We start from the raw sequence: 23,128 nt of genomic DNA on the forward strand, positions 1-23,128 counted from the left end.
GCTTCATCCTTTAGATAGTATTACAAACCGTCAGGATGTATGTAAATCGGGCATAACAGAACGTTCAATCTATATTTGAATATGCAAATTATTATAAATACCATCCCAACCTTATATTCACGTGACAGATATGTTCAATATGATAAACTCTGCGCCAAAAACAACTTCACGCTTTCATAAGGTAAAAGTGCCACAGGTAAGACCTGAGGGTTAAGGACGGGGTATGCTCTATATTTTTAATGAGAATATTGTTTATGATGACGTTCAGTGTTCTTTAACTAACTGTATGAGTTATGACTCCATTCTTCTCCCTGCAACAGCTTCCCGGTTGCTGTCGCTGTTTATCAGATATCAGGGATCAACATTAACCCGTGATGAAATTCTTAATTGCGTTTGGGATGAATACGGGTATAAAGCGTCAAACAATACTCTTACACAATATGTATCTCTGATCAGAAAGAATTTTCAGTTGCTTGGTGAAACAGCAGATATCATCATTACTATTCCACGGATCGGATTTGTGATGAGCAACGATGTTGAAGTGAAAATGACAGAGGCGGGTTATGAAAAGCAAAACCTGTTGCCTGGGGATATAAATTCTTTTAGTGAAAATTTACTTCCTGAGAAGGTAGAACAGCTAATAGCTCTTTCTGAAACCATTGCCGAAACTGAAGAGATCAGTACAAATGGTGTTACAAGCAATAGTAAAAGGCCAATAGGACTTCATGTGATTAATGCACTGTCATTAGTCATTTTGTGTCTTATTTGTTATTTTATTCAGCTAAACACCAATAAGATGAAAGTTGCAAGGGACTACCAGGTCGGAACGATTGATAGCTGCCCTGTATATATGTTTTACAAAAGCTCAGAAGAACTGCTTCCCGTGCGGCTGACCTTAACTGAAAAGATGGCCAGGGAAACACTCCCTTGTCTTACCGGGAGTTTCTATATTACCCAGCAGGAAGATAGTCTGATTTTTGGTGAGGCAGGACGATTATTCATCAGCAGGTGTAGTTACCAGGCTGACAGCAAGCTAAAGATATCCAGTTGCAAGAGCGTATTTAATCATGAATAAAAAATATAAAGCATTTACCATTGCTTTGTTTGGCCTGTTAACCATCTTCCTTGTCACAATTATGAGCATGACTAAAAGTGGCAATGTCAACTGTACTGGCACCCTGCAAATGAATTCACCGGGCGATCATGAGTATCTCTTCAATGGAACCATCAGTGTGGTAATACGGGCGGGTAGTGAAAGTATTATCAGTATCTTTGGTACCTCAGTATCAGCAAGACAACCCACGCCTATCAATACACATCTGGTTAATCGGGAAATAACATTCAGGCTCCTGAGTAGAAACAAAAGCGATTTTTACCTGGGTGATTTGAAAACTATTGCTCATCCGGGGGATAGCATGACTGAGACAGAGGCCTCCGGGCTGCTTTTCGATATGTTTGATCTGGAAAACAACAGGCTCACCGTCCGAAGATATCTCAATACCTTTGTTTTTGGTGATGTTCCTCTTCCTTTATTTATATGTGTGAAAAAACGCTAAAGATTATAAACCTGCACCCGGTACACTCGGGGCAGTATTCCGGTGTCGCTCCGGTAAGACAGGCTGAGGATTCATTTCCCGCTGTTTTCTCCATATAGATCAAGCGGCGAGAACTGACCTGCTTACCCTGAATAGCGTCCCTTGCAATCTTCACCTGATGAATGCTCCTACTGTCCGCTTTCACCTCCACGCCGTACACACCGCTGGCGGAAAGCGTCAAAGCCATCCTGTAGTTGTTAAAAATTGGTTATTTTTTGTGGCATCCCCTCGGGTCATCTCTGATAATGAAGCGATGACCCACAAGGAGGCTCACCGTGCAAGGCGTACCGGAACAGTTCACTGATGAGAGAGACAGCGCGCGCTTTCGCCATCTGGCGCAGCTGCCGGGCCTGGAGCTTTATCACGCCCATATCTCTGACTACGCCTTTGAGCCTCACACTCATGAAGCCTTCGGTATCGGCACCATCGAAACCGGTGCCGAACGCTTCCGCTATCGCGGTACCCAGCATCTTGCCGCGGAAAAATCCGTCGTGACCATGAACCCGGACGAGATCCACACCGGGGAATCCGCCACCGAAGGCGGCTGGCGCTACCGGATGGTCTACATCGAACCCGACCTGCTGGAAGAGGTCACCGGCCTGCGTCACTGGTGGTTTAATGACGTCACGCGCCACGACCCTTTGCGCTCGCAGCAGATTGGCCGGTTAATTTATGGCCTGTGGCACACCAACGATCCGCTGGCGCAGAAGGGGCTGCTACTGGATTTGATTCAGACTTTTCAGCCGCTGGCCCACCATGCGCCGGTGGTGCAGGAGGCCGCGCACCGCTTCGAACGCGTTCGCGACTATCTGCACGACAACTATATGCGCTCGCTGACCCTGGACGAGCTGGCTAACGTTGTCTCGCTCAGCCCGTACCATTTTCAGCGCCAGTTCAAAGCCCATTTCCACGTTACGCCCCACCAGATGCTGATGGCCATCCGGCTGTGGCGCGCAAAAGCCTTCCTCACCCACGGCATGCCTGCCGCCGAGGTGGCCGCCGCGACCGGGCTGACCGATCAGTCGCACCTGACCCGCGCCTTCACCCGTCGCTACGGCATCACGCCCGTGCGCTACCAGAAGCAGGTTATGCCGCGCTAATGCGCAACCTCATACAATACGCGCGCGTTTTGCCCTTCTACACTGAGCGCAAAGTGAATCAAGATGGATGGAAAAATGATTAGCGGCGTGTTGTATGCCCTGCTTGCGGGTTTGATGTGGGGGCTGATTTTTGTCGGCCCGCTGATTGTGCCGGAGTACCCGGCAATATTGCAGTCGACCGGACGTTACCTGGCGCTGGGTCTGATTGCCGTGCCGCTGGCGTGGCTGGGGCGTGCGCGTCTGCGTCAGCTGGGCCGCCAGGACTGGCTCACCGCGCTGGCGCTGACCATGATGGGTAATCTGATCTACTACGTCTGTCTGGCGAGCGCCATTCAGCGCACTGGTGCGCCGGTGTCGACCATGATTATCGGCACGCTGCCGGTGGTCATCCCGGTTTTCGCGAACCTGCTTTACAGCCAGCGTGACGGCAAACTGGCGTGGTCAAAAATGGCGCCGGCGCTGGTCTGCATTGCCGTGGGGCTGGTGTGCGTGAATATTGCCGAGCTTCGCCACGGCCTCGAAAACTTCAGCTTATGGCGTTACGGTTCCGGGATCTTTCTGGCGTTTATTTCGGTTGTCTGTTGGGCCTGGTATGCCCTGCGCAACGCACGCTGGCTGCGGGAAAACCCGGATAAACATCCGATGATGTGGGCGACGGCGCAGGCGCTGGTCACCCTCCCTGTCTCGTTGCTGGGCTATGTGGGCGCGTGTGTCTGGCTGGGTAGCCAGCAACCGGCATTTACCCTGCCCTTCGGACCGCGCCCGTGGGTATTCGTCGGGCTAATGGTCGCCATTGCCGTGCTCTGTTCGTGGGTGGGCGCGCTGTGCTGGAACATTGCCAGCCAGAAGCTGCCGACGGTGATACTGGGGCCGCTGATTGTCTTTGAGACGCTGGCAGGGCTGCTCTATACCTTCCTGATGCGTCAGAGCGTGCCGCCGCTGCTAACGGCCTGCGGGATCGCGCTGCTGGTCGTTGGCGTGGTGATTGCGGTGAGAGCGAAGCCGGAAAAACCGATGGTCGTTCCGGCGTCGGAGGGGTGATTTCTGCCGGGTGGCGCTGACGCTTACCCGGCCTACAAAATAACGCCTCGTAGGCCCGGTAAGGCGTAGCCGCCACCGGGCAAGCCTTTAGAACGTTTCCCAGTTCGCTTCAGACGCCGTTGCTACGGGCTGCGCTTTAGGTGCATAGGTCTTTACCGGCGCGGCTTTCACCGCCTGGTTGCGGGTGATCTTAAACACCGCCACCGCGTCGTTCAGGCGTGCTGCCTGATCTTCCAGCGCCGCTGCCGCTGCCGCAGACTCTTCCACCAGCGAGGCGTTCTGCTGGGTGACGCGATCCATCTCCGCCACCGCCTGACCCACCTGGTCGATACCGCGGCTCTGTTCGTCGGAGGCCGACGCAATCTCACCCATGATGTCCGTCACGCGCGTAACCGCATTGACGATCTCCGCCATCGTCGCCCCCGCCTCATTCACCAGCTGAGAGCCCGCGTTAACGCGTTCGCCGGAATCATCGATCAGCGCTTTGATCTCTTTCGCCGCCTGCGCGCTGCGCTGGGCAAGGGTACGCACCTCGCCCGCGACAACCGCGAAGCCACGTCCCTGCTCGCCCGCACGCGCCGCTTCTACCGCCGCGTTCAGCGCCAGAATATTGGTCTGGAAAGCAATGCCGTCGATCACGTTAGTAATTTGCGCGATTTTGCTGGAACTGGTGGCGATTTCATCCATGGTGCGCACAACGCCCTCGACCACGTTACCGCCCTTCTTCGCGGTGGAAGAGGCGTCCAGCGCCAGACGCGACGCCTGACGCGCGTTATCGGCGTTTTGCTTCACGGTGGCGGTTAACTGTTCCATGCTGGCTGCCGTCTCTTCCAGAGAAGCGGCCTGTTGCTCGGTACGAGAGGAGAGATCGTTGCTGCCTGCCGAGATTTCACCCGCGCCGGTGTAGATGGTATCTGCGCCTTCACGCACCACGCCCACCGTGTTGGCCAGCGCAGTCTGCATCTCCTGAACGTTGCGCGCCAGGATCGCCATTTCATTTTTACCCTCAGCCTGAATCGGCTGGGTTAAATCCCCTGCGGCAATGGCGCGGATATGGTTGATCACCTCTTCCAGCGGCAGCAGCAGCACGCGGCGCATCGCAATCCAGCTGGAAATAATCACCGCGATAACCAGCAGCATCACCGCAGAAAGGATCCACAGAATGCGTTTGTAGTCGCTTTCATTGTCCTGGATACCTTTGGCGGTCAGCGCGGCCTGCGCCTCACGCCACTCGCGATAAACCTTTTGCATCGCGGTCTGCTTCTGTTCGGCATTTTGTTTGAACATATCTTCCAGATTGCCCTGCCCCAGCAGAACGTTCATTTGCGTCAGCGTGGCGGAGTAGACGCGGTACTGCTCTTCCAGACGATCGGCCAGGTGCTCGTCCATACCCGGCGTTTCCGGCAGCGCATAGTATTTATCGTAATGGGTCTGGGCATCGGCCAGCAGGTTTTTCGCGGTATTGACCAGCTCGTTCAGCTGCCCGCCGTTAATTTGCGACGCCATGCTGCTTTGCAGGCGCAGCATGCCGCGGTTGAGGGTGACGCGCGCCTGGTTCAGGCTGATCCAGGCGTCGGTAAATTCCGCGACGTTCTGGCTGGAAAGCTGAGAAACGGTGAAGTTCTCTTTATCGTTATTGAGTGCATTGATGAAAATGCCGGCGGAGATCAGTTGCATGATGCCGAGCACAAGCAGCACCGAAATCAAAAGAGTAATGACTTTTATACGTTTAAACATGCGTTGCCTTTTTTATATACAGGTATTGTCTGACCTGTATCTATCGGCACGTGCGGCAGGTTGTTTACTGTTTCTCCACCTTTAAAAACTTTCGAAAGCCCTTTTCTGCATTCAATCAGCAAGTTAAAAGCACGCTTTTTTTGTGATCCCCTTCTCATTTTCACCCTTGCCTCTAAAGGGTTATAGTATCCATTTAAAGATGCATTTAAAATGCATCTTATATTCCTGATGATGAGGTAACTGCTATGGCCTTCCGCGACCAACCCTTAGGCGAGCTGGCGCTCTCCATCCCTCGCGCTTCTGCGCTGTTCCGTAAATACGATATGGATTACTGCTGCGGTGGTAAGCAAACGCTGGCGCGCGCAGCGTCGCGTAAAGAGCTGGATGTGGAGGCTATCGAAGCGGAGCTGGCTCAGCTGGCTGAACAGCCCGTCGACAAAGACTGGCGCACCGCGCCGCTGGCTGAAATCATCGACCACATCATTGTGCGTTACCACGATCGTCACCGCGAGCAGCTGCCGGAGCTGATTTTACAGGCGACCAAAGTTGAACGCGTTCATGCCGATAAACCTTCCGTACCGCGCGGCCTGGCGAAATACCTGACCATGCTGCACGAAGAGCTTTCCAGCCACATGATGAAAGAGGAGCAGATCCTCTTCCCGATGATCAAACAGGGCATGGGCAGCCAGGCCATGGGGCCCATCAGCGTGATGGAAAGCGAACATGATGACGCCGGCGAACTGCTGGAAGTGATCAAACACACCACCGACAACGTCACACCGCCGCCAGAAGCGTGCACCACCTGGAAAGCCATGTACAACGGCATTAACGAGATGATCGACGATCTGATGGAACACATCAGTCTTGAGAATAACGTTCTGTTCCCGCGGGCATTATCGGGTAAATAAAAAAGCCCGGTAGCGCTAGCGCTTACCGGGCCTACAACATTCACGAACGTAGGCCGGGTAAGCGTCAGCGCCACCCAGCAACATGCTTAGCGCATGCCCGCCATACGTTTCTTACCGATAAACAGCCAGCCCAGCCCCAGCGCGATAAACCACAGCGGCGTGACGATCAGCGCCTGACGGGTATCGTCTTCCAGCGTCAGCAGCACCAGCACGAAGACGAAGAACGCCATGCACACCCAGCACATCAGCTTGCCCAGCGGCATCTTGTAGATCGACTTCTCATGCAGGTGTGGACGCTGTTTACGGTACACCAGGTATGAGCAGAGGATGATGGTCCAGACGAACATGAACAGGATCGCCGACACCGTGGTGATCATGGTGAACGCGCCGATTACGCTCGGGTTGACGTAGAGCATCACCACACCGCCCAGCAGACAGATGCAGGAGAAGGTCAGCCCTTTCGCCGGTACCGCGCGTTTAGACAGTTTGGCAAACGCGCTCGGGGCAACGCCCTCCTGCGCCAGACCGAACAGCATACGGCTGGTGGAGAAGACGCCGCTGTTCGCGGAAGAGGCCGCAGAGGTCAGCACCACGAAGTTAATCAGGCTCGCGGCAGCAGGCAGCCCCACCAGCACGAACAGCTCGACGAACGGGCTCTTGGTTGGCACCACCGAGCTCCATGGCGTCACGGACATAATGACGATCAGCGCGAACACGTAGAACATGATGATACGCAGCGGAATGGAGTTGATCGCGCGCGGCAGGGATTTCTCCGGATCTTTGGTTTCCGCCGCCGTGGTGCCGACCAGCTCAATCCCGACAAACGCGAACACTGCAATCTGGAAGCCGGCAAAGAAGCCGCTGATCCCTTTCGGGAACCAGCCGCCGTCATTCCACAGATGGGCAAACGACGCCTGTACGCCGGTTGGCGACTGGAAGTGCGTCAGCACCATCACCAGCCCGACGACAATCAGCGCGATGATGGCGACGATTTTGATCATCGCGAACCAGAACTCCATCTCACCGAACATTTTAACGGTGGCGAGGTTCAGGCTCAGCAGCAGAACAATCACCGCCAGCGAAGCCACCCAGTCCGACAGGCCGGGGAACCAGAATTGGGCGTAGGCCGTAATAGCGACAACATCCGCCATGCCGGTAACCACCCAGCAGAACCAGTAGGTCCAGCCGGTAAAATAGCCCGCCCACGGGCCGAGCAGGTCTGACGCGAAGTCGCTGAAGGATTTGTATTCGAGATTCGAGAGCAGCAATTCACCCATTGCACGCATCACGAAAAAGAGCATAAAACCGATGATCATATAAACGAAGATGATCGACGGGCCGGCAAGACTGATGGTTTTGCCCGAGCCCATAAACAGCCCGGTGCCGATGGCTCCGCCAATGGCAATAAGCTGAATGTGACGGTTCGTGAGATTTCGCCGTAGCGACTGTTCAGACGTCGCCTCTTCTGCGGCGGCGACTTTGACCTGATCTACCATGTGATATTTTCCTGTTTATGCCTGTCTGTGTTGTTAAGGCTCTTCTGGCCTTTATTTACGCCAAATAAATGACGGCCCCTGTGTAAGGACTAATCGATAGTAGGTAAGAATCGGCGGGATGAATACTATGATTTGAATATTATGTTAATAATATGTTGAAAGTGAGTGTCATATCACTCATACAGCGCGAAACAGCTCACAAAAATACACGTAACAGTTTCGTTTGCAATACAAAATGTTGATTCCGTCGTAACTCCGGGTTTTATCGCTATTTTCCTCTCCCCGATCGGAGAGAGGAAAATAAGAAAAACCGATTACAGGATTTCCAGCAGCTCGACTTCAAACACCAGGGTGCTGAATGGCGGAATGGACGCGCCAGCGCCACGCTCGCCGTAAGCCAGGTTGTGCGGGATAGTCAGTTCCCATTTGGAACCTACTGGCATCAGGGTCAGGGCTTCGATCCAGCCTGCGATAACGCCGTTAACCGGGAATTCAGCCGGTTCGCCACGCGCGACGGAGCTGTCGAACACGGTACCGTCGATCAGCTTACCGGTGTAGTGTACGCGAACGTGGTCGGTACGCGCCGGGATTGCGCCATCACCCTGATTGATTACGCGGAACTGCAAGCCGGACTCGGTGCTGTTCACGCCTTCACGCTCACGGTTCTCTTCCAGATATTTCACGCCTTCTGCCGCCATCTCTTCGAAACGCGCGCGACGTACGGCGTCAGCACGTTCGTGGATTTCACGCAGCGCACGGTGCACAACGTCAACCGGCACAGCGGGCTGCTTGCCTTCCAGCGCGTCAGCGATACCCGCCACCAGCGCTTCCGGTAACAGACCTTCCAGGCCGGATTCGCTCAGCTGCTGTCCTACCTGCAAGCCGATGCCGTAGCTTGCCTGCGCTTCGATAGTGTCAAAAGTCGGGGTGGTCATGGGTTTTCCTTCCATCACATTTAAAGTAGCGGGCAGCATATCAGCCATGCCCTTATGGGTAAAACTTTGTCTTAAGTAAAGGTGACAAACTGCGACGAAACGGAAACAATAGTAGCCGTCAGGATTTTCCCTAATATATGTCACGAAAGCTGGCTTTGTTACGCCCATCAGGCAGTTAGCAAACTACACTTCTCAGGACAGGATAAAAAGACGCGGAGCAGGAGGAGAGCCATGCCCGGGCGATTTGAACTGAAACCTACCCTGGCGAAAATCTGGCATGCGCCGGATAACTTTCGCATCATGGACCCGCTGCCGCCTTTGCACCGCAGAGGCATTATCATCGGCGCGTTGCTGATCGTCATCGGCTTCCTGCTTCCTTCCGGCAGTGACAACGTTGATACCGCGCCGGTCAGCCGGAATGCTGAGCTCGATATCCAGTCGCAAAGCCAGCCGCAGCCGGATTCACAGCCGATGCAGACGCAGCTGGTCACACCGTCTAACGATCCGGGCCAGGTTGCGCCGGTTGAACCTGAACCGGTTCAGGAAGATCAGGAGCAGGCCGCCGCCCCTTCAGAGCCACAGGCGCAACAGCCCACCGGCATTGAGCAGCAGTGGCGTTCGTATCGCGTAGAGCCAGGGAAAACCCTTGCCCAGCTGTTCCGCGACCACAATCTGCCAGCAACGGATGTGTATGCCATGGCGCAAGTCGAGGGGGCAGGCAAGCCGCTCAGCAACCTGCAAAATGGTCAGATGGTGCAGATCCGCCAGAATGCCAGCGGCGTGGTGACCGGGTTAACGATCGATACCGGAAACGGGCAGCAGGTACTGTTTACCCGCCAGCCGGACGGCAGTTTTATCAGAGCACGTTAATGGCCCAGGCCGGGTGAGGCGAAGCCGCCGCCCGGCATTTTTGTTCTCAGGCACGCCGTTTATTCACCCACCCGATCCCCGAGCAGACCAGCACCAGCGCAATCGCGTATTTGATGTCCAGAATGTTTTCGCCAAGGAAGATGGCGGAGAGCACCGTTCCTGCTACAGGAATGACGAAGTTGAACGGGGCAATCATACTCACGCGGTTCACTTTCAGCAGCGCGCTCCACAGGGCGAACGCCACGGATGAGAGCAGCGTCAGATACCCCAGCACGGCGACGGCTTTCATGCTGTGCACCTCCAGCGTCCCGCCCGTGGCATAGCCTCCCGCAACCAGTGCCGCCCCGCCTATCCCCAGCTGCCAGCCAGTCATCACCGTCGGGTCAACGGTCTGGGAAATGCGTTTCCCGTAAAGCGTGGCCGCAGAGAGAATAAAGGCCGCCAGCACCACAAATCCGTCACCTTTCCAGACAAACTGGAAATCGCTTAACCCGCTGTGGAAGTTCACCAGCATCACCCCGGCAAACCCAAGAACACAGCCCAGCGTTTTGTTATAGCTGAGTTTGTCGTTGTGGTAGATAAAGTGCGCCAGCAGCACGCTGAAGAAGGTCCCGGTGGCATTCATGATGGAGCCGTTCACCCCGGTCGTGTAGGCCAGGCCGATATAAAAGAAGGTGTACTGGAGGGAGGTCTGGGTCAGTCCGAGGAGCGTGAGCTGGCCAAACTGCGTGGGCGTGAGCCTGCCAATCGGCTTTCGCTGGGCCAGGGCAAAAAGCAGCAGCAACGCACCGGCAAAAAGAAAACGGTATCCGGCAAAGACGACTTTGGAGGGGATATCGTCGGTCGCGATCTGAAAGAGTTCGTAGCCACTTTTAATGGCCGGGTACGAGCTTCCCCAAAGCAGACAGCAGAGCGTGGCGCAGGCATAGGCCACATGTCGACGGGCAAAGACGGGCGTGGGCAGGGCAGTATCCATGACAAATCTCATAAATAAAATTGCGTTTCAATTTATTATCAGAGAATGCGTCAGGAATAGCGACCTTACAAGAGCAAAAGATGACGCAGGGTCATGCTAAAAAGCAAAACGCCGGCACAAGGCCGGCGCTTCGACGTGAGCAGAGTAAAAAATTACTCAGCTACTACGTTAACAACCAGTTTAGCGAACACTTCGCTGTGAACCTGGAAGTCAACTTCGTGCTCACCAGTGGTACGCAGAACGCCGTTCGGCAGACGAACTTCGCTCTTAGCCACTTTAACGCCTGCCGCAGTAACTGCATCAGCGATATCGCGGGTACCGATGGAACCGAACAGTTTACCTTCGTCGCCAGCTTTAGACGCGATAGTAACGGTGCCCAGTGCGTTGATTGCTTCAGCGCGAGCGTTAGCAGCCGCCAGAACGTCAGCCAGTTTGGCTTCCAGTTCAGCACGACGTGCTTCGAAAAACTCTACGTTTTTCTTAGTAGCTGGAACAGCTTTACCCTGTGGAACCAGGAAGTTACGAGCGTAACCCGCTTTAACGTTTACCTGATCACCCAGGCTGCCCAGGTTTGCTACTTTATCAAGCAGAATAACTTGCATTACCTTATCCTCTTAAAGTCGTATTAATGGACCGTGCCCGATTACTGATGACGATCAGTGTACGGCAGCAGAGACAGGTAGCGAGCGCGTTTGATAGCGCGAGCCAGCTGACGCTGATATTTTGCACGAGTACCGGTGATACGGCTTGGGACAATCTTACCGCTTTCGGTGATGTAGTTTTTCAGCGTTGCGATATCTTTATAGTCGATCTCTTGAACGCCTTCCGCGGTGAAACGGCAGAACTTGCGACGACGGAAATAACGTGCCATATGGCTAGTCTCCAGAATCTATCAAATCAATCTGCTCGGCATGCAGAACCATTTTGCTCAGACCGTTCTTTGCCTTGTGGCAAGAAATGAACCCCTGAACGATTACTGCGCTACCGACCGTTAAACTGTGAGTAATGGCCTGGTTTTCGTGTCCGCTAATAATCACGGGCATTTGGCACCACGCCTGCCGGTGAAACCCGGCTTCCTCTTGCACAGAACGATGCTCAAGCACGAACTGGCAATGCGGAATTCCTGATGGGCTGACCTTTCGAAGGGGGGTCCTGCACACGGTGCCGGACAACACCAGACGGTTGGTCATCAGAAATTACTCTTCAGAATCCCCAGCATCAGAATCATCTGCGGTTTCGTTTGCGAAATCATCGCGACGCTCACGGCGCTCGTCTTTCGCTTTAACCATCGGAGATGCTTCGGTCACTGCGTGTTTGGTACGCATAACCATGCTGCGGATAACGGCATCGTTGAAGCGGAAGGTAGTTTCCAGCTCATCGATCACTTCCTGCGGAGCTTCAACGTTCATCAGAACGTAGTGTGCTTTGTGCAGTTTGTTGATCGGGTAAGCCAGCTGACGGCGGCCCCAGTCTTCCAGACGGTGGATCGTGCCTTCTGCACCAGTGATGGCAGCAGAGTAACGCTCGATCATGCCCGGAACCTGTTCGCTCTGGTCAGGGTGGACCATAAAAACGATTTCGTAATGACGCATCGAATTGCTCCTTACGGATTATTCAGCCTCCTGTCTGGGTCAGCCGAGGCCCGGGGAGGCAAGGAACGTGTTAAAGGTCGGCTGAAAAATTGACGCGTCATAATACTTGCGCCCCCCAGGAAACTCAAGCTGATTGCACAAATAATTCGCACAAAGGGTAAAGCTGTTCTAAGTGGGTGATTTAAAATCGCACTCATCAGAAGCGCTGTTTTTTTGAACAACACCATCAGAAATGGTCACCCATCGCTACCCGAGTAGCGATTACACTTTAATCAGAAACCCTGAACAGAGAAGGAGAGCATTACCCCGTATCACAGCACGTAGTCGTGGAGCGCATATCATGAAAAGAATCGCAATCGCCATTTTGGCTGCGCTTTTGCTCAGTGCAAACGCGATGGCAGCCATCAGAATAGACAGCCAACAGGCCAGAAACATGGATGATGTGCAGAGCTTAGGCGTTATTTACATCAATCATAACTTCGCCACTGAAAGTGAAGCAGATCAGGCGCTTAATAAAGAAACTGATGCGCAGGGCGCAAAATACTATCACGTCATGCTGACACGTGAGCCCGGCAGCAACGGTAATATGCACGCCAGTGCAGATATTTACCAGTAACGCTTTATCGCCAGCACCAGGAAAGCCAACGAAAATCAAAGCCATATATGATTTGCCCCCTGCCAGGGGGCTTTTTTTATGAATGGCTCCGGAATACCACCGGTTACAACTGTTTCGGTATTCCAGAGCACTTATTCACTTCTGTCCGTAATAAGCATTCGGGCCGTGCTTACGCATGAAATGCTTGTTCATCAGGTAATCATCAATGCCCTGAAGCTGTGGGTTAATGCCGCGCGCAATCCACGCCATTCTGGCCACCTCTTCCATCACCACCGCGTTATGCACGGCGTCATGCGCATCTTTACCCCAGGAGAACGGACCATGCTGGTACACCACAATACCCGGCGTATGCAGTGGTTCCGTCTCACCCAGCGTTTCGATAATGACCCTGCCGGTGTTAAGTTCGTACTCGCCTTCGACCTCAGCCTGCGTTAACGCTCGCGTGCAGGGAATATCGCCGAAGAAGTAATCTGCGTGCGTCGTACCCAAAGCAGGGATCGCCAGCCCGGCCTGTGCCCAGGCGGTGGCGTGCGTGGAATGGGTATGCACAACGCCCCCCAGGGACGGGTAACGCTGGTACAGCGCCAGATGGGTTGCCGTATCAGAAGAAGGTCGCCATTTGCCTTCAACGACGCGTCCCTCCAGGTCAACCACTACCATATCGTCCACTTTCATGGCGTCATAGGCCACGCCGCTCGGCTTAATGACCACCAGCCCCTGCTCGCGATCGATGGCGCTTACGTTGCCCCAGGTAAACGTCACCAGTCCATAGCGCGGCAGATCCATATTGGCTTCAAAGACCTGCTGTTTCAGCTTAAGCATGTTCCGCCTCCATCAGCCCTGCCCGCGCCATGCGCTCGCGCACCCAGTCCCGGGCTTTCGCCACTTCTGCCGCCGGGTCGTCCGCGGTTTCGCTCCACATCTCAATCAGGTAAGGCCCGCAATAACCTGTCTGTTTGAGCGTCTGGAAGCACCGTTCGAAGTCCACCACCCCGGTACCGAACGGTACGTTTTTGAACACGCCAGGACGGGTATCTTTTACGTGTACCGCCACGATATGCCCGATGCCCGCCTGAAGCTCCATCTGTACGTCGTTATCCCATGCCGACAGGTTGCCGATATCCGGATAAAGCTGGAACCACGGGTTATTCAGATAGTGCGCGTAGCCCAGCGCCTTGCTGATGGAGTTCATCAACGGATAATCCATGATCTCCATCGCCAGCGTCACCTGCGCACGGCTTGCCATCTCAACGCTCTCTTTCAGGCCGTCACGGAAACGACGGCGCGTTTCATCGTTGGCTTCCTGATAGTAAACATCGTAACCCGCCAGTTGGATCACGCGGATGCCGACATCCTGTGCAAAGCGAATGGCTTTACGCATGATCTCCAGCCCTTCGGCGCGTACGGCATCATCTTCGCTGCCAAGCGGAAAACGACGATGAGCGCTCAGGCACATGGATGGCACGCGCACGCCGGTTTCGGCAATGGCGCTCACCAGCGCCAGACGCTGGTCGCGGCTCCAGTCCAGGCGAGCAAGACGCTCGTCCGTCTCATCCACCGACATTTCGACAAAATCGAAACCCAGCTGCTTCGCCAGCTGTAACCGCTCCAGCCAGCACTCCCCCGCAGGGAGTGCCTTTTCATAGATGCCAAGCGGGACCTGTTTTGACAACATACCCGCTCCTTAACCCCAAAGCTGAGCGATTGAGCGTTTAAACTGACGCGCAGCTTCCACCGGAGATTCCGCATCGCGAATGCTACGACCGGCAATAAAGACGTGAATTGGAATCCCCTTGAACAGAGGCAGATCTTCCAGCGCCAGGCCACCGGTGACGGTCACTTTGAAGCCCATATCGGCCAGACGTTTGATCGCGCTGATATCGGCTTCGCCCCACGCCACGCCTGCGGCCTGCGCATCACGGCTGCGGTGATAAACCACCTGCTGGATACCCGCTTCGCGCCACTCCTGCGCCTGCTCCCAGGTCCAGAAACCGGTCAGTTCAATCTGCACGTCGCCGTTGAACTCTTTCGCCACGTCCAGCGCGCCTTTCGCGGTGTTGATATCCGCACAGCAGATCACGGTGACCCAGTCGGCGTTGGCTTCAAAGCACATGCGAGAGAGGATTTTGCCCGCGTCGGCGATTTTGGCATCCGCCAGCACGATTTTATGCGGATAGAGCGCCTTCAGGTCACGAACCGCACGAACGCCTTCGCCCACGCACAGAATGGTGCCGACTTCGATGATGTCCACCTCTTCCGCAATCAGACGGGTGGTTTCGTAAGCGTGAGACAGAGTCTGGTTATCCAGCGCGACCTGCAACATTGGTAATGACATTTTCAATTCCTCTTAAACGGCCGCCGCAGTGGCGTTATCAATTAAATCCAGCACGTCCTGCGCGGTACGGCAGGCGCGTAAACGGTCAAAATTAGCTTCATCATCAAACAGGTTGACGATCTGCATGATGCCCACCTCCTGGTGGGTGTTGGCATCGACAGCCGCCATAGTGATCAGAATGTCGACCGGGTCGTTATCTTCATGGTTGAACACCAGCGGGGTTTTCAGCGTCACCAGCGCAAAACCGGTTTTCTTGACACCCTCTTCCGGGCGGCCGTGCGGCATTGCCAGCCCCGGGGCAATCACAAAATAGGGACCGTGCTGCGCCACGCCATCCAGGATGGCCTGGTAATAACGCGGCTCGACAACGTCCGCCTTAACCAGCAGATCCACGCTCAGCTTCACCGCTTCCTGCCAGGTGCTGGCTTCGGCCTGTAAAAGGATGGAGTTATTCTCTGCCAGCGAATCACGTAGTTTCATGTGGCGTCCTCACTTCACGTCTTGTGGGAAGTGTTCTTTGATCACTTCCAGCAGTTTTGGCCCAAAATCCGCAGGCGACAGCATGTTGCGTACGCCTACCACATATTTGTTCCCCGAGACGCTAATCTCACCGGCAATGTGCGTTGAGGCGATGATGATGTCCGCGCCGTTCAGTTCACTTTTGTATTCACCCACTGCGCAGCTGTTCACCGTGTGGTCAATGTTTGACTGGGTTAAAAACTGATCCACTTTCATTTTCATGATCATGGAGCTTCCTTGCCCATTGCCACACACAGCCAGGATACGTACGGTCATAATCGAAACTCCTTAGTGAGCAGAAACTTCTGCTGTTTGTTTTTCCACATCTTCTTCAGCTCGCAGCGAACGGCCAGCGAAGAACATATAAGTCAGTGCAATCAGGATGATGACGGCCATAAAGACCAGCCCGACGGAGGCAAAGCCCTGCATCATCGGCGGCGCCAGAATTGACCAGTCCGCCATACCCATCCAGGCGCTCATGCCGGTGAGCTTGACCGCCCACACGCACCCGAAGATTTCAACCATGCCCATCACCAGACAGATTTTGAGCGCTGCGCGCCATCCGCCGAAGTGGTTAGCGAACACGCCGATGGTGGCGTTGGAGAAGAACATCGGGATAAAGCCAGGAATAATCAGGATTGAGGAGCCGCAGCCCACCAGGATGCCAACCGCAATCAGCTGGCCGATGGTGCCCCACATAAAGCCCCAGACCACGGCGTTTGGCGCAAAGCTATAGATAGCCGCACAGTCAATCGCCAGCACCGCGCCAGGGATCAGGCGCTGGGAGATGCCGTTAAACGCTTCCGACAGTTCGGCGACGAACATACGCACGCCCTGGGTGATGATGAAAATGGCCACGGCGAAGGAGAAACCGGTTTGCAGGATATAGACCGTCCAGTGGGTTTTACCCGCCATTGCCTGCACCACGTCAATGCCAAAGGAGAGCAGGATGGCACCGAAGAAGATGGTCATCACAATTGCCGTGGAGACGATGTTGTCGTGGAAGATATTCAGCCAGCCAGGCAATTTGAGGTCTTCAACACTCTCCTCTTTTTTGCCCAGGTACGGCGCAACTTTGTAAGCAATCCAGGAGGCGAACTGCTGCTGGTGACCGATGGAGAAGCCGCAGCCGTCCGTAACGTCCTGCGTTGGCTTATACATCATGTTGGAGGTGATGCCCCAGTAAAGCGAGACCAGTATTGCCGTGCAGATGACGGTGGTCCACATTGGATAGCCGAAGATATAGAGAGAAACCGCAATCAGCCCCGCCTGCTGGAACATGATGTGCCCGGTGAGCATGATGGTGCGAATACCGGTGATGCGGCGCAGGAGCACGTAAATGATGTTCAGCGCCAGCGCGAGCAGTACCGCATACCCAACCCAGCTGTACGCATCTCCCATGCGATCGATGGTGGCCATCATGGACGCGTAAGTGTCAGAGATGGCGCCGTTAATGCCGTATACCTCTGACATTTTGGCAACAACCGGCTTAAACGTGCTGGTCAGAATGCCAGACCCCGCCTGCAACAGCATAAAACCAATGATGGTTTTGATGGTGCCTTTGATAATCACGCTGACGCTTTTGCGCAGCAGGATGTACCCCAGGCACGTCACGATACCCAGCAACAGCGGGGCGTTGGTCATTACCTGATTAAAGAAAACGGTAAAGACGTTGTAGAGGATCTCCATAACTCTCTCCAGAAAATGAGAACACGAGGGGCAATCCCTGTGTGGTTGGTGTCATCACTCTATTAATCACAAATAATCACCACAAGATTGCATTTGATTATTTGTGACGGATCACGCAATTTATTTCCATGGTGTTAGTAATGATTTTCACTACCGATATAACCAAATAAATAAATTCTTAAATTTCAATATATTAATCATTTATAGCGGTTATCTTAACAACGTCATGATGTTTTTTCTGTGATGTGGCGAGGGGAATTTTCCGCAAAACAGCCATTGCAAATCGATTCAAACAGTGCCAGCATTAATCACAACAAGTCACAGTATGATTACTTTTGATTAAAACCAGGAGTCAAACGATGAGTAAAGTGAAAACCATCACCCGTGAATCATGGATTCTGAGTACCTTTCCGGAGTGGGGTAGCTGGCTGAACGAAGAGATCGAGCAGGAACAGGTTGCTCCTGGCACATTTGCGATGTGGTGGCTGGGCTGCACCGGGATCTGGCTGAAATCAGAAGGCGGCGCCAACATTTGTGTCGATTTCTGGTGCGGCACCGGCAAACAGAGCCACGGTAATCCACTGATGAAAAAAGGCCACCAGATGCAGCGTATGGCCGGCGTTGAAAAGCTCCAGCCGAACCTGCGCACCACGCCTTTTGTGCTTGATCCTTTTGCCATTCGCCAGATCGATGCCGTTCTCTCTACCCACGATCACAACGATCATATCGACGTGAACGTGGCGGCAGCGGTAATGCAAAACTGCGCGGACGACGTACCGTTTATCGGGCCGCAGACCTGCGTGGATTTGTGGATTGGCTGGGGCGTGCCAAAAGAGCGCTGCATCGTGATGAAGCCGGGCGACGTGGTGAAAATCAAAGACATTGAGATTCACGCGCTGGATGCCTTTGACCGCACCGCGCTGATCACCCTGCCTGCCGATCAGAAAGCCGCAGGCGTACTGCCAGACGGGATGGATGAGCGCGCGGTGAACTACCTGTTCAAAACGCCTGGCGGTTCCCTGTATCACAGCGGTGACTCCCACTACTCCAACTACTACGCGAAGCACGGTAACGAGCACCAGATTGACGTGGCGCTTGGCTCTTACGGTGAAAACCCGCGCGGGATCACCGACAAAATGACCAGCGCGGACATGCTGCGTATGGCCGAAGCGCTGAACACCAAAGTGGTGATCCCGTTCCACCATGATATCTGGTCAAACTTCCAGGCCGATCCGCAAGAGATCCGCGTCCTGTGGGAGATGAAAAAAGACCGCCTCAAGTATGGCTTCAAGCCGTTCATCTGGCAGGTTGGCGGCAAGTTCACCTGGCCGCTGGATAAAGACAATCTTGAGTACCACTACCCGCGTGGTTTCGATGATTGCTTTACGATTGAACCAGACCTGCCGTTCAAGTCCTTCCTCTGATACCGAGGCCCAATCGCCAGACCCTGCGTCTGGCGATGTCATTTTTATTTTAGTAATTTCACGCTATTTCAAATATCATCTTTTCAAATCAATTCTTATCGGAATAGCTCATGACGGAAGCGCAACGGCATCAAATTTTACTGGAACTCCTGGCGCAAACAGGGTTTATCACCGTCGAGAAAGTGATCGAACGTTTAGGGATCTCCCCCGCTACCGCGCGGCGGGACATCAACAAGCTGGATGAGAGCGGCAAGCTGAAAAAAGTCCGCAACGGCGCAGAGGCCATCAGCCAGCAGCGTCCACGCTGGACGCCGATGAACATCCACCAGGCGCAGAATCACGATGAAAAGGTGCGGATTGCCAGAGCGGCGTCACAGCTGGTGAATCCTGGGGAGAGCGTGGTAATCAACTGCGGTTCGACGGCGTTTCTGCTGGGCCGTGAGATGTGCGGCAAGCCGGTGCAAATCATTACCAACTATCTGCCGCTGGCCAACTATCTCATTGACCAGGAACATGAAAGCGTGGTGATCATGGGCGGCCAGTATAACAAGAGCCAGTCCATCACCCTGAGCCCGCAGGACAGTGAAAACAGCCTCTACGCCGGGCACTGGATGTTTACCAGCGGCAAAGGCCTGACGGCGGATGGCCTGTATAAAACCGATATGCTCACCGCAATGGCAGAGCAGAACATGCTTAACGTGGTGGGCAAGCTGGTGGTGCTGGTCGACAGCAGCAAGGTCGGTGAACGCGCTGGCATGCTTTTCAGCCGCGCCGAGCAAATCAGCATGGTGATCACCGGCAAAAACGCCAACCCCGAGATCCTCAGCAAGCTCGAGGATCAGGGTGTCACAGTGCTGCGCGTTTAAAGGTGCTGACGGAAGAATTCCACGGTTGACTCCAGCGCGGCCGGGGTAATACGGTGCCGGACACCTGCTCCCCACAGGCAGGTCAGATTGCTGTCCAGCCCTTCACGCTGTAGCGCCTGTTGCAGGCGAAACGTTTCACCGGGCGGTACGACGTCGTCGGCATCCCCATGCCACAGCAGCAGCGGACGATCGGCCAGCTGCGAAAGCGCATGGCTGACGTCCCATTCAGACAACAGGGTCTCAATCTCCTGAGGTGCCTGCGGCGGGAACAGCGTCTTTGCCAGTGATGTAAAGTAGCCCGATCCCATCAGGCAAGCCACGGACGTCACCTCCGGATGCCTGGTCATGATCCCCAGCGCCGTCATTCCGCCCATTGATGCGCCTGCGACCGCCAGCCGTTTCCCCTCCACCAGCCCGGCCTGCAAGAGCGCGTCACGCAGCCCGGCGAACTCGGTCAGATTGCCGTGCAGCGTTTGCCAGAACAGCCCCAGCCGCGCCTGCGCATCGCCCGTAAAGCGTGCCCCATGATTCGGCGCATCAGGCATGACCACCCGGAAACCGGCCTGCGCCAGCGCGACGGCAAAATAGCTGTAGACCAGCTTCGAGGAGAGAAAGCCATGATAGAAAACTACCGTCGGCAGCGGCAGTTCACCTTTACCAGCCGGAAAAGCATGGATGATTTCATGCTCACTCAGCTGGCGAGTTTCAATTTCAATCATTGTCGATCCTGTGCTGATGAATGATTCATAATGTTGAGAGCTGGATTACGGTTTCACGATATTTTCATTCGAAATCTACGTCCCAGATAACACTTCGGGAACATTCCCCCAAAACTAAATTCGCAGACAACTACACTATGGCTATCAGGAAAAGAGACAGGTTTATGCGCAGGCTTACCGCTTTATTGCTGGTCTCGCTGCTCAGCGGATGTTCCGTATTGCAGGGTACGCCAGAACCGGCGCCGCCGGTTACCGATCATCCTCAGGAAATTCGTCGTAATCAGACGGAAGGATTACAACGCCTGGGTACCGTATCCGCGATGGTTCGTGGTTCCCCGGATGATGCAGAAGACGCAATTGAAGCTCAGGCCGTTGCCGCAAAAGCAGATTATTACGTCATCACGATGATTGATGAAACCATTATTACGGGACAGTGGTACGCCCAGGGCATTTTGTACCGTAAGTAAGCATCATCATTTGAACGACTTTTACACTGCTTTGCGTCCGTAGACATTTTCCTGTCCACAATAAACTCCATGCCAGCAACAATGGAAATGAGTTTATTTGCGAAGGATTGCCCGGCGGATACCGGAGACACGTGAAAAGGAGCTGACGATGAAACGAACCCTTGCTTTAACGACGCTATTGCTTTCAGCGGGCCTGCTGAGCACCACGGCGCAGTCGGCCGAATTTGCCAGCGCGGATTGCGTCACGGGCCTGAACGAGATTGGTCAGATCTCCGTCAATAATATCACGGGGAGTCCGCAAGACGTTGAACGTGTCGTCGCCCTGAAGGCCGATGAACAGGGCGCTTCCTGGTATCGCATCGTCCAGATGCAGGAAGATCACCATGTTAATCACTGGCGCGTGCAGGCCATTCTTTATGCATAATCCCTTCCGATAAAAGCCACTTAATTTTAGTGGCTTTTCACTTTTGCAAATTTTTTATCTCTCCCGAAACCTAACAAAAACAAACATGTAACATTCAGTTACATTAAACAGGTAAACGTTATCTCTGCTCTGCCGTTGAACAGCCATCACTTTTCAATAATGAGCAATTTATGATCACCTTTTTCCGCCGGGCAGGTCTGGGCACGAAGCTATCGCTGCTAACAGGTGCAAGTGTCGCCACGCTTTTTTTGCTGTTCACTTTTCTGTTGAGCCACAACGCCAGCCAGCAGCTTGAAGATCTTGCGGTTGAAGACCTGCACAACCAGTCCACCGGCATGGTGGATATGGTTGAGATGTTCAACACCAGCCTGAGCGAAGAGGTTGAAAGCTATACCCGTCTGTTCACGACCTTTTTGCCACAGCCGCTGAACAGCGACAGCAGCCAGAGCCGGACCATAAACGGGCTTACCGTTCCTCTGCTGAAAGGCGGCGAAACGGAGTTGCATGAAAACAATACGCTTTCTGATGACTTCCTGAGCCGAACGGGAGCCATCTCGACGCTATTTGTCCGCAGCGGTAACGATTTTATCCGCGTGGCCACGTCGCTGCGTAAAGAGAATGGCGACCGCGCCATTGGAACCGTTCTTGATACCACCAGCCCGGCATTTGCGGCTGTCACCAAAGGGGAGGTCTATCGCGGCCTCGCGCTGCTGTTCGGCAAGCGCTATATCACGCAGTACCAGCCTGTTAAAAATGCGGAAGGCCAGGTTATCGGGATTATCTTTGTCGGCGTGGACATCACCCATTCGTGGAACGTCATGCGCGAGAAAATCCTTAACCGTCGTCTGGGCGAGAGCGGTCACTTCTTTGTACTGGATCGCAGCAGCGGCAAAACGCGCGGACAGTATCTGTTCCATGCCAGCGAAGAGGGCAAACTGCCCAACTGGGACACGGCGACACAGCAACAGCTTCTGAGCGATAAAGCCGGCACGCTGGAACGCGTGAGCGCGGATGGCCGTACGCTCAAAGTCGCCTACACGCCGCTGCCGGGCTGGAACTGGACCATCGTGGGTGAAGTGGATAAAGCCGTACTGCTTTCAAGCGTCACCACGCTGCGCGATCGCTTCCTGATGGCGGGCGTGGTGCTATCCGCACTCTTCGCGGGCCTGTTCGTTATCCTCATTCGCCGGATGCTAACCCGCCCACTGCGCGCAGTGATCGCGCTTGCCCGGCAGTATGCCGCAGGCGATCTGCGCGCCAGCCTGCCGGTAACCCGCCAGGATGAGGTCGGCCAGCTGATTGATGCCATCAACGGGATCGGGGGCGGCCTGCAAAAAATTGTGTTGCAGGTCCGCGAGGCCGCAAGCGAAATCCATCTGGGGACTAACGCGCTGGCTTCAGATACCGGCGAGATCTCTGAACAGATCAACAAGCAGGCCAGCAGCGTTGAGGAGACCTCCGCCAGCATGGAGCAATTAGCCGCCACCGTGCAGCAAAATGCCGCCAACATGGAGCAAACGCAGCAGCTGGTGGGTGAAACCTCGCGCGCGGTGCATCAGGGTGGAGAGACGGTGACCCACGCAGTTTCCACCATGGATGATATTCGTGATGCATCGAAACGCATTGAAGACATCACCCGCGTGATTGAGTCCATCGCTTTCCAGACCAATATCCTGGCGCTTAATGCGGCGGTTGAAGCGGCGCGGGCGGGCGAGCACGGGAAAGGTTTCGCAGTGGTGGCGCAAGAGGTACGCGCCCTGGCCGCACGCAGCGCCAACGCGGTGAAAGAGATTGAGCAGTTGATTGGCGGCACGCTGAT

Annotated in this window: 26 protein-coding genes and 1 pseudogene; 12 read left to right on the plus strand and 15 right to left on the minus strand. The window is 54.4% G+C overall.

Annotated features, from left to right (window positions below):
* Positions 1-223: 223 nt before the first annotated feature.
* From ACNQ0W_RS12055 to ACNQ0W_RS12070, 4 genes are all read left to right on the plus strand, one after another.
* A complete protein-coding gene (locus ACNQ0W_RS12055; protein ID WP_062932473.1) occupies positions 224-1,075 on the plus strand; it encodes a winged helix-turn-helix domain-containing protein in 852 nt (283 codons plus the stop codon).
* On the plus strand, positions 1,068-1,556 hold the full coding sequence (locus tag ACNQ0W_RS12060) for a hypothetical protein (RefSeq protein WP_062939334.1): 489 nt from the start codon (positions 1,068-1,070) through the stop codon (positions 1,554-1,556). Before ACNQ0W_RS12055 ends, ACNQ0W_RS12060 begins: the two co-directional genes overlap by 8 nt.
* A gap of 314 nt (positions 1,557-1,870) precedes the next feature.
* Complete coding sequence (locus ACNQ0W_RS12065) at positions 1,871-2,695, plus strand: AraC family transcriptional regulator (RefSeq protein WP_017694662.1); 825 nt, start codon at positions 1,871-1,873, stop codon at positions 2,693-2,695.
* A 75-nt stretch (positions 2,696-2,770) separates the two neighbouring features.
* A complete protein-coding gene (locus ACNQ0W_RS12070; protein ID WP_017383939.1) occupies positions 2,771-3,736 on the plus strand; it encodes a DMT family transporter in 966 nt (321 codons plus the stop codon).
* An 87-nt stretch (positions 3,737-3,823) separates the two neighbouring features.
* Here ACNQ0W_RS12070 and ACNQ0W_RS12075 read toward each other — a convergent pair whose 3' ends face one another.
* A complete protein-coding gene (locus ACNQ0W_RS12075; RefSeq protein WP_062932475.1) occupies positions 3,824-5,473 on the minus strand; it encodes a methyl-accepting chemotaxis protein in 1,650 nt (549 codons plus the stop codon).
* 245 nt (positions 5,474-5,718) lie between these two features.
* On the opposite strand from ACNQ0W_RS12075, the gene ytfE reads away from it, so the two are divergent.
* Positions 5,719-6,381, plus strand: coding sequence for an iron-sulfur cluster repair protein YtfE (gene ytfE, locus ACNQ0W_RS12080; protein ID WP_017383941.1), 663 nt, complete (start codon positions 5,719-5,721; stop codon positions 6,379-6,381).
* 86 nt (positions 6,382-6,467) lie between these two features.
* Here the strand turns inward: ytfE and cycA are convergent, their stop codons facing one another.
* Together cycA and fklB are read right to left on the minus strand one after the other, a co-directional pair.
* Positions 6,468-7,877 (minus strand): D-serine/D-alanine/glycine transporter, encoded by a 1,410-nt coding sequence (cycA, locus tag ACNQ0W_RS12085; RefSeq protein WP_062932476.1) that lies wholly within the window; start codon positions 7,875-7,877, stop codon positions 6,468-6,470.
* Between the two features lie 314 nt (positions 7,878-8,191).
* Complete coding sequence (fklB, locus tag ACNQ0W_RS12090) at positions 8,192-8,812, minus strand: FKBP-type peptidyl-prolyl cis-trans isomerase (RefSeq protein ID WP_008502892.1); 621 nt, start codon at positions 8,810-8,812, stop codon at positions 8,192-8,194.
* A 231-nt stretch (positions 8,813-9,043) separates the two neighbouring features.
* Between fklB and ACNQ0W_RS12095 the strand changes: the two genes are divergently transcribed.
* Positions 9,044-9,682, plus strand: a complete 639-nt coding sequence (locus ACNQ0W_RS12095) for an OapA family protein (protein ID WP_015572481.1) — start codon at positions 9,044-9,046, stop codon at positions 9,680-9,682.
* A 46-nt stretch (positions 9,683-9,728) separates the two neighbouring features.
* On the opposite strand, the gene ACNQ0W_RS12100 is transcribed toward ACNQ0W_RS12095, so the two are convergent.
* The 5 genes from ACNQ0W_RS12100 to rpsF all read right to left on the minus strand — a co-directional run bounded on the left by ACNQ0W_RS12100 (position 9,729) and on the right by rpsF (position 12,250).
* Positions 9,729-10,658, minus strand: a complete 930-nt coding sequence (locus ACNQ0W_RS12100) for a DMT family transporter (RefSeq protein WP_047052612.1) — start codon at positions 10,656-10,658, stop codon at positions 9,729-9,731.
* 152 nt (positions 10,659-10,810) lie between these two features.
* Complete coding sequence (gene rplI, locus ACNQ0W_RS12105; RefSeq protein WP_003856039.1) at positions 10,811-11,260, minus strand: 50S ribosomal protein L9; 450 nt, start codon at positions 11,258-11,260, stop codon at positions 10,811-10,813.
* A gap of 41 nt (positions 11,261-11,301) precedes the next feature.
* Positions 11,302-11,529, minus strand: a complete 228-nt coding sequence (gene rpsR / locus ACNQ0W_RS12110; protein WP_000135199.1) for a 30S ribosomal protein S18 — start codon at positions 11,527-11,529, stop codon at positions 11,302-11,304.
* A 4-nt stretch (positions 11,530-11,533) separates the two neighbouring features.
* Complete coding sequence (gene priB / locus ACNQ0W_RS12115; RefSeq protein WP_003856035.1) at positions 11,534-11,848, minus strand: primosomal replication protein N; 315 nt, start codon at positions 11,846-11,848, stop codon at positions 11,534-11,536.
* Positions 11,849-11,854: 6 nt separating this feature from the next.
* On the minus strand, positions 11,855-12,250 hold the full coding sequence (gene rpsF, locus ACNQ0W_RS12120; RefSeq protein ID WP_003856034.1) for a 30S ribosomal protein S6: 396 nt from the start codon (positions 12,248-12,250) through the stop codon (positions 11,855-11,857).
* Between the two features lie 340 nt (positions 12,251-12,590).
* Between rpsF and yjfY the strand changes: the two genes are divergently transcribed.
* Positions 12,591-12,866: a DUF1471 family protein YjfY gene (yjfY, locus tag ACNQ0W_RS12125; RefSeq protein WP_062932477.1), complete on the plus strand. Its 276-nt coding sequence runs from the start codon at positions 12,591-12,593 to the stop codon at positions 12,864-12,866.
* Positions 12,867-13,001: 135 nt separating this feature from the next.
* On the opposite strand, the gene ACNQ0W_RS12130 is transcribed toward yjfY, so the two are convergent.
* Genes ACNQ0W_RS12130 through ulaA form a run of 6 tightly spaced genes read right to left on the minus strand, consistent with a single transcriptional unit; the run spans position 13,002 to position 17,409 of the window.
* A complete protein-coding gene (locus tag ACNQ0W_RS12130; RefSeq protein ID WP_047052614.1) occupies positions 13,002-13,688 on the minus strand; it encodes an L-ribulose-5-phosphate 4-epimerase in 687 nt (228 codons plus the stop codon).
* Complete coding sequence (locus ACNQ0W_RS12135; protein ID WP_047052615.1) at positions 13,681-14,541, minus strand: L-ribulose-5-phosphate 3-epimerase; 861 nt, start codon at positions 14,539-14,541, stop codon at positions 13,681-13,683. Before ACNQ0W_RS12135 ends, ACNQ0W_RS12130 begins: the two co-directional genes overlap by 8 nt.
* A gap of 9 nt (positions 14,542-14,550) precedes the next feature.
* Positions 14,551-15,201: a 3-keto-L-gulonate-6-phosphate decarboxylase UlaD gene (gene ulaD / locus ACNQ0W_RS12140; RefSeq protein WP_003856025.1), complete on the minus strand. Its 651-nt coding sequence runs from the start codon at positions 15,199-15,201 to the stop codon at positions 14,551-14,553.
* A gap of 12 nt (positions 15,202-15,213) precedes the next feature.
* Positions 15,214-15,681, minus strand: coding sequence for a PTS ascorbate transporter subunit IIA (gene ulaC, locus ACNQ0W_RS12145; protein ID WP_003856024.1), 468 nt, complete (start codon positions 15,679-15,681; stop codon positions 15,214-15,216).
* A 9-nt stretch (positions 15,682-15,690) separates the two neighbouring features.
* The gene (ulaB, locus tag ACNQ0W_RS12150) at positions 15,691-15,996 is read right to left on the minus strand and encodes a PTS ascorbate transporter subunit IIB (RefSeq protein WP_003856022.1); all 306 of its coding nucleotides are present in this window, start codon (positions 15,994-15,996) and stop codon (positions 15,691-15,693) included.
* A gap of 12 nt (positions 15,997-16,008) precedes the next feature.
* Positions 16,009-17,409: a PTS ascorbate transporter subunit IIC gene (ulaA, locus tag ACNQ0W_RS12155; RefSeq protein ID WP_417933200.1), complete on the minus strand. Its 1,401-nt coding sequence runs from the start codon at positions 17,407-17,409 to the stop codon at positions 16,009-16,011.
* A gap of 359 nt (positions 17,410-17,768) precedes the next feature.
* Between ulaA and ulaG the strand changes: the two genes are divergently transcribed.
* Together ulaG and ulaR are read left to right on the plus strand one after the other, a co-directional pair.
* Positions 17,769-18,833, plus strand: coding sequence for an L-ascorbate 6-phosphate lactonase (gene ulaG, locus ACNQ0W_RS12160; protein ID WP_006810379.1), 1,065 nt, complete (start codon positions 17,769-17,771; stop codon positions 18,831-18,833).
* Positions 18,834-18,943: 110 nt separating this feature from the next.
* The gene (gene ulaR, locus ACNQ0W_RS12165; RefSeq protein WP_003856014.1) at positions 18,944-19,699 is read left to right on the plus strand and encodes an HTH-type transcriptional regulator UlaR; all 756 of its coding nucleotides are present in this window, start codon (positions 18,944-18,946) and stop codon (positions 19,697-19,699) included.
* Here ulaR and yjfP read toward each other — a convergent pair.
* Positions 19,696-20,418 carry an esterase gene (gene yjfP / locus ACNQ0W_RS12170; RefSeq protein WP_062932479.1) on the minus strand — a complete coding sequence of 241 codons (723 nt, stop codon included), beginning with the start codon at positions 20,416-20,418 and terminating at the stop codon, positions 19,696-19,698. The genes ulaR and yjfP overlap by 4 nt on opposite strands.
* A gap of 137 nt (positions 20,419-20,555) precedes the next feature.
* Here yjfP and bsmA point away from each other — a divergent pair, with 137 nt between their 5' ends.
* From bsmA to ACNQ0W_RS12185, 3 genes and pseudogenes are all read left to right on the plus strand, one after another.
* On the plus strand, positions 20,556-20,885 hold the full coding sequence (bsmA, locus tag ACNQ0W_RS12175) for a biofilm peroxide resistance protein BsmA (protein WP_003856011.1): 330 nt from the start codon (positions 20,556-20,558) through the stop codon (positions 20,883-20,885).
* A gap of 148 nt (positions 20,886-21,033) precedes the next feature.
* Positions 21,034-21,309, plus strand: a complete 276-nt coding sequence (gene yjfN, locus ACNQ0W_RS12180) for a DUF1471 family protease activator YjfN (RefSeq protein WP_003856009.1) — start codon at positions 21,034-21,036, stop codon at positions 21,307-21,309.
* 170 nt (positions 21,310-21,479) lie between these two features.
* A pseudogene (locus tag ACNQ0W_RS12185) lies at positions 21,480-23,126 on the plus strand (methyl-accepting chemotaxis protein); the annotation flags it as partial.
* Positions 23,127-23,128 lie beyond the last annotated feature (2 nt).

The sequence above is a fragment of the Enterobacter cloacae complex sp. 6730903 genome (assembly GCF_048283985.1).
GTDB classification, from domain to species: domain Bacteria; phylum Pseudomonadota; class Gammaproteobacteria; order Enterobacterales; family Enterobacteriaceae; genus Enterobacter; species Enterobacter hormaechei_C.

Excerpts from the sequence above, each read along its gene's own strand:
- ACNQ0W_RS12055 (WP_062932473.1), top strand. The coding sequence starts at position 224 with ATGCTCTATATTTTTAATGAGAATATTGTTTATGATGACGTTCAGTGT.
- ACNQ0W_RS12060 (WP_062939334.1), top strand. The coding sequence starts at position 1,068 with ATGAATAAAAAATATAAAGCATTTACCATTGCTTTGTTTGGCCTGTTA.
- ACNQ0W_RS12070 (WP_017383939.1), top strand. The coding sequence starts at position 2,771 with ATGATTAGCGGCGTGTTGTATGCCCTGCTTGCGGGTTTGATGTGGGGG.
- ACNQ0W_RS12075 (WP_062932475.1), bottom strand. The coding sequence starts at position 5,473 with ATGTTTAAACGTATAAAAGTCATTACTCTTTTGATTTCGGTGCTGCTT.
- ytfE (WP_017383941.1), top strand. The coding sequence starts at position 5,719 with ATGGCCTTCCGCGACCAACCCTTAGGCGAGCTGGCGCTCTCCATCCCT.
- cycA (WP_062932476.1), bottom strand. The coding sequence starts at position 7,877 with ATGGTAGATCAGGTCAAAGTCGCCGCCGCAGAAGAGGCGACGTCTGAA.
- fklB (WP_008502892.1), bottom strand. The coding sequence starts at position 8,812 with ATGACCACCCCGACTTTTGACACTATCGAAGCGCAGGCAAGCTACGGC.
- ACNQ0W_RS12095 (WP_015572481.1), top strand. The coding sequence starts at position 9,044 with ATGCCCGGGCGATTTGAACTGAAACCTACCCTGGCGAAAATCTGGCAT.
- ACNQ0W_RS12100 (WP_047052612.1), bottom strand. The coding sequence starts at position 10,658 with ATGGATACTGCCCTGCCCACGCCCGTCTTTGCCCGTCGACATGTGGCC.
- rplI (WP_003856039.1), bottom strand. The coding sequence starts at position 11,260 with ATGCAAGTTATTCTGCTTGATAAAGTAGCAAACCTGGGCAGCCTGGGT.
- rpsR (WP_000135199.1), bottom strand. The coding sequence starts at position 11,529 with ATGGCACGTTATTTCCGTCGTCGCAAGTTCTGCCGTTTCACCGCGGAA.
- priB (WP_003856035.1), bottom strand. The coding sequence starts at position 11,848 with ATGACCAACCGTCTGGTGTTGTCCGGCACCGTGTGCAGGACCCCCCTT.
- rpsF (WP_003856034.1), bottom strand. The coding sequence starts at position 12,250 with ATGCGTCATTACGAAATCGTTTTTATGGTCCACCCTGACCAGAGCGAA.
- yjfY (WP_062932477.1), top strand. The coding sequence starts at position 12,591 with ATGAAAAGAATCGCAATCGCCATTTTGGCTGCGCTTTTGCTCAGTGCA.
- ACNQ0W_RS12130 (WP_047052614.1), bottom strand. The coding sequence starts at position 13,688 with ATGCTTAAGCTGAAACAGCAGGTCTTTGAAGCCAATATGGATCTGCCG.
- ACNQ0W_RS12135 (WP_047052615.1), bottom strand. The coding sequence starts at position 14,541 with ATGTTGTCAAAACAGGTCCCGCTTGGCATCTATGAAAAGGCACTCCCT.
- ulaD (WP_003856025.1), bottom strand. The coding sequence starts at position 15,201 with ATGTCATTACCAATGTTGCAGGTCGCGCTGGATAACCAGACTCTGTCT.
- ulaC (WP_003856024.1), bottom strand. The coding sequence starts at position 15,681 with ATGAAACTACGTGATTCGCTGGCAGAGAATAACTCCATCCTTTTACAG.
- ulaB (WP_003856022.1), bottom strand. The coding sequence starts at position 15,996 with ATGACCGTACGTATCCTGGCTGTGTGTGGCAATGGGCAAGGAAGCTCC.
- ulaA (WP_417933200.1), bottom strand. The coding sequence starts at position 17,409 with ATGGAGATCCTCTACAACGTCTTTACCGTTTTCTTTAATCAGGTAATG.
- ulaG (WP_006810379.1), top strand. The coding sequence starts at position 17,769 with ATGAGTAAAGTGAAAACCATCACCCGTGAATCATGGATTCTGAGTACC.
- ulaR (WP_003856014.1), top strand. The coding sequence starts at position 18,944 with ATGACGGAAGCGCAACGGCATCAAATTTTACTGGAACTCCTGGCGCAA.
- yjfP (WP_062932479.1), bottom strand. The coding sequence starts at position 20,418 with ATGATTGAAATTGAAACTCGCCAGCTGAGTGAGCATGAAATCATCCAT.
- bsmA (WP_003856011.1), top strand. The coding sequence starts at position 20,556 with ATGGCTATCAGGAAAAGAGACAGGTTTATGCGCAGGCTTACCGCTTTA.
- yjfN (WP_003856009.1), top strand. The coding sequence starts at position 21,034 with ATGAAACGAACCCTTGCTTTAACGACGCTATTGCTTTCAGCGGGCCTG.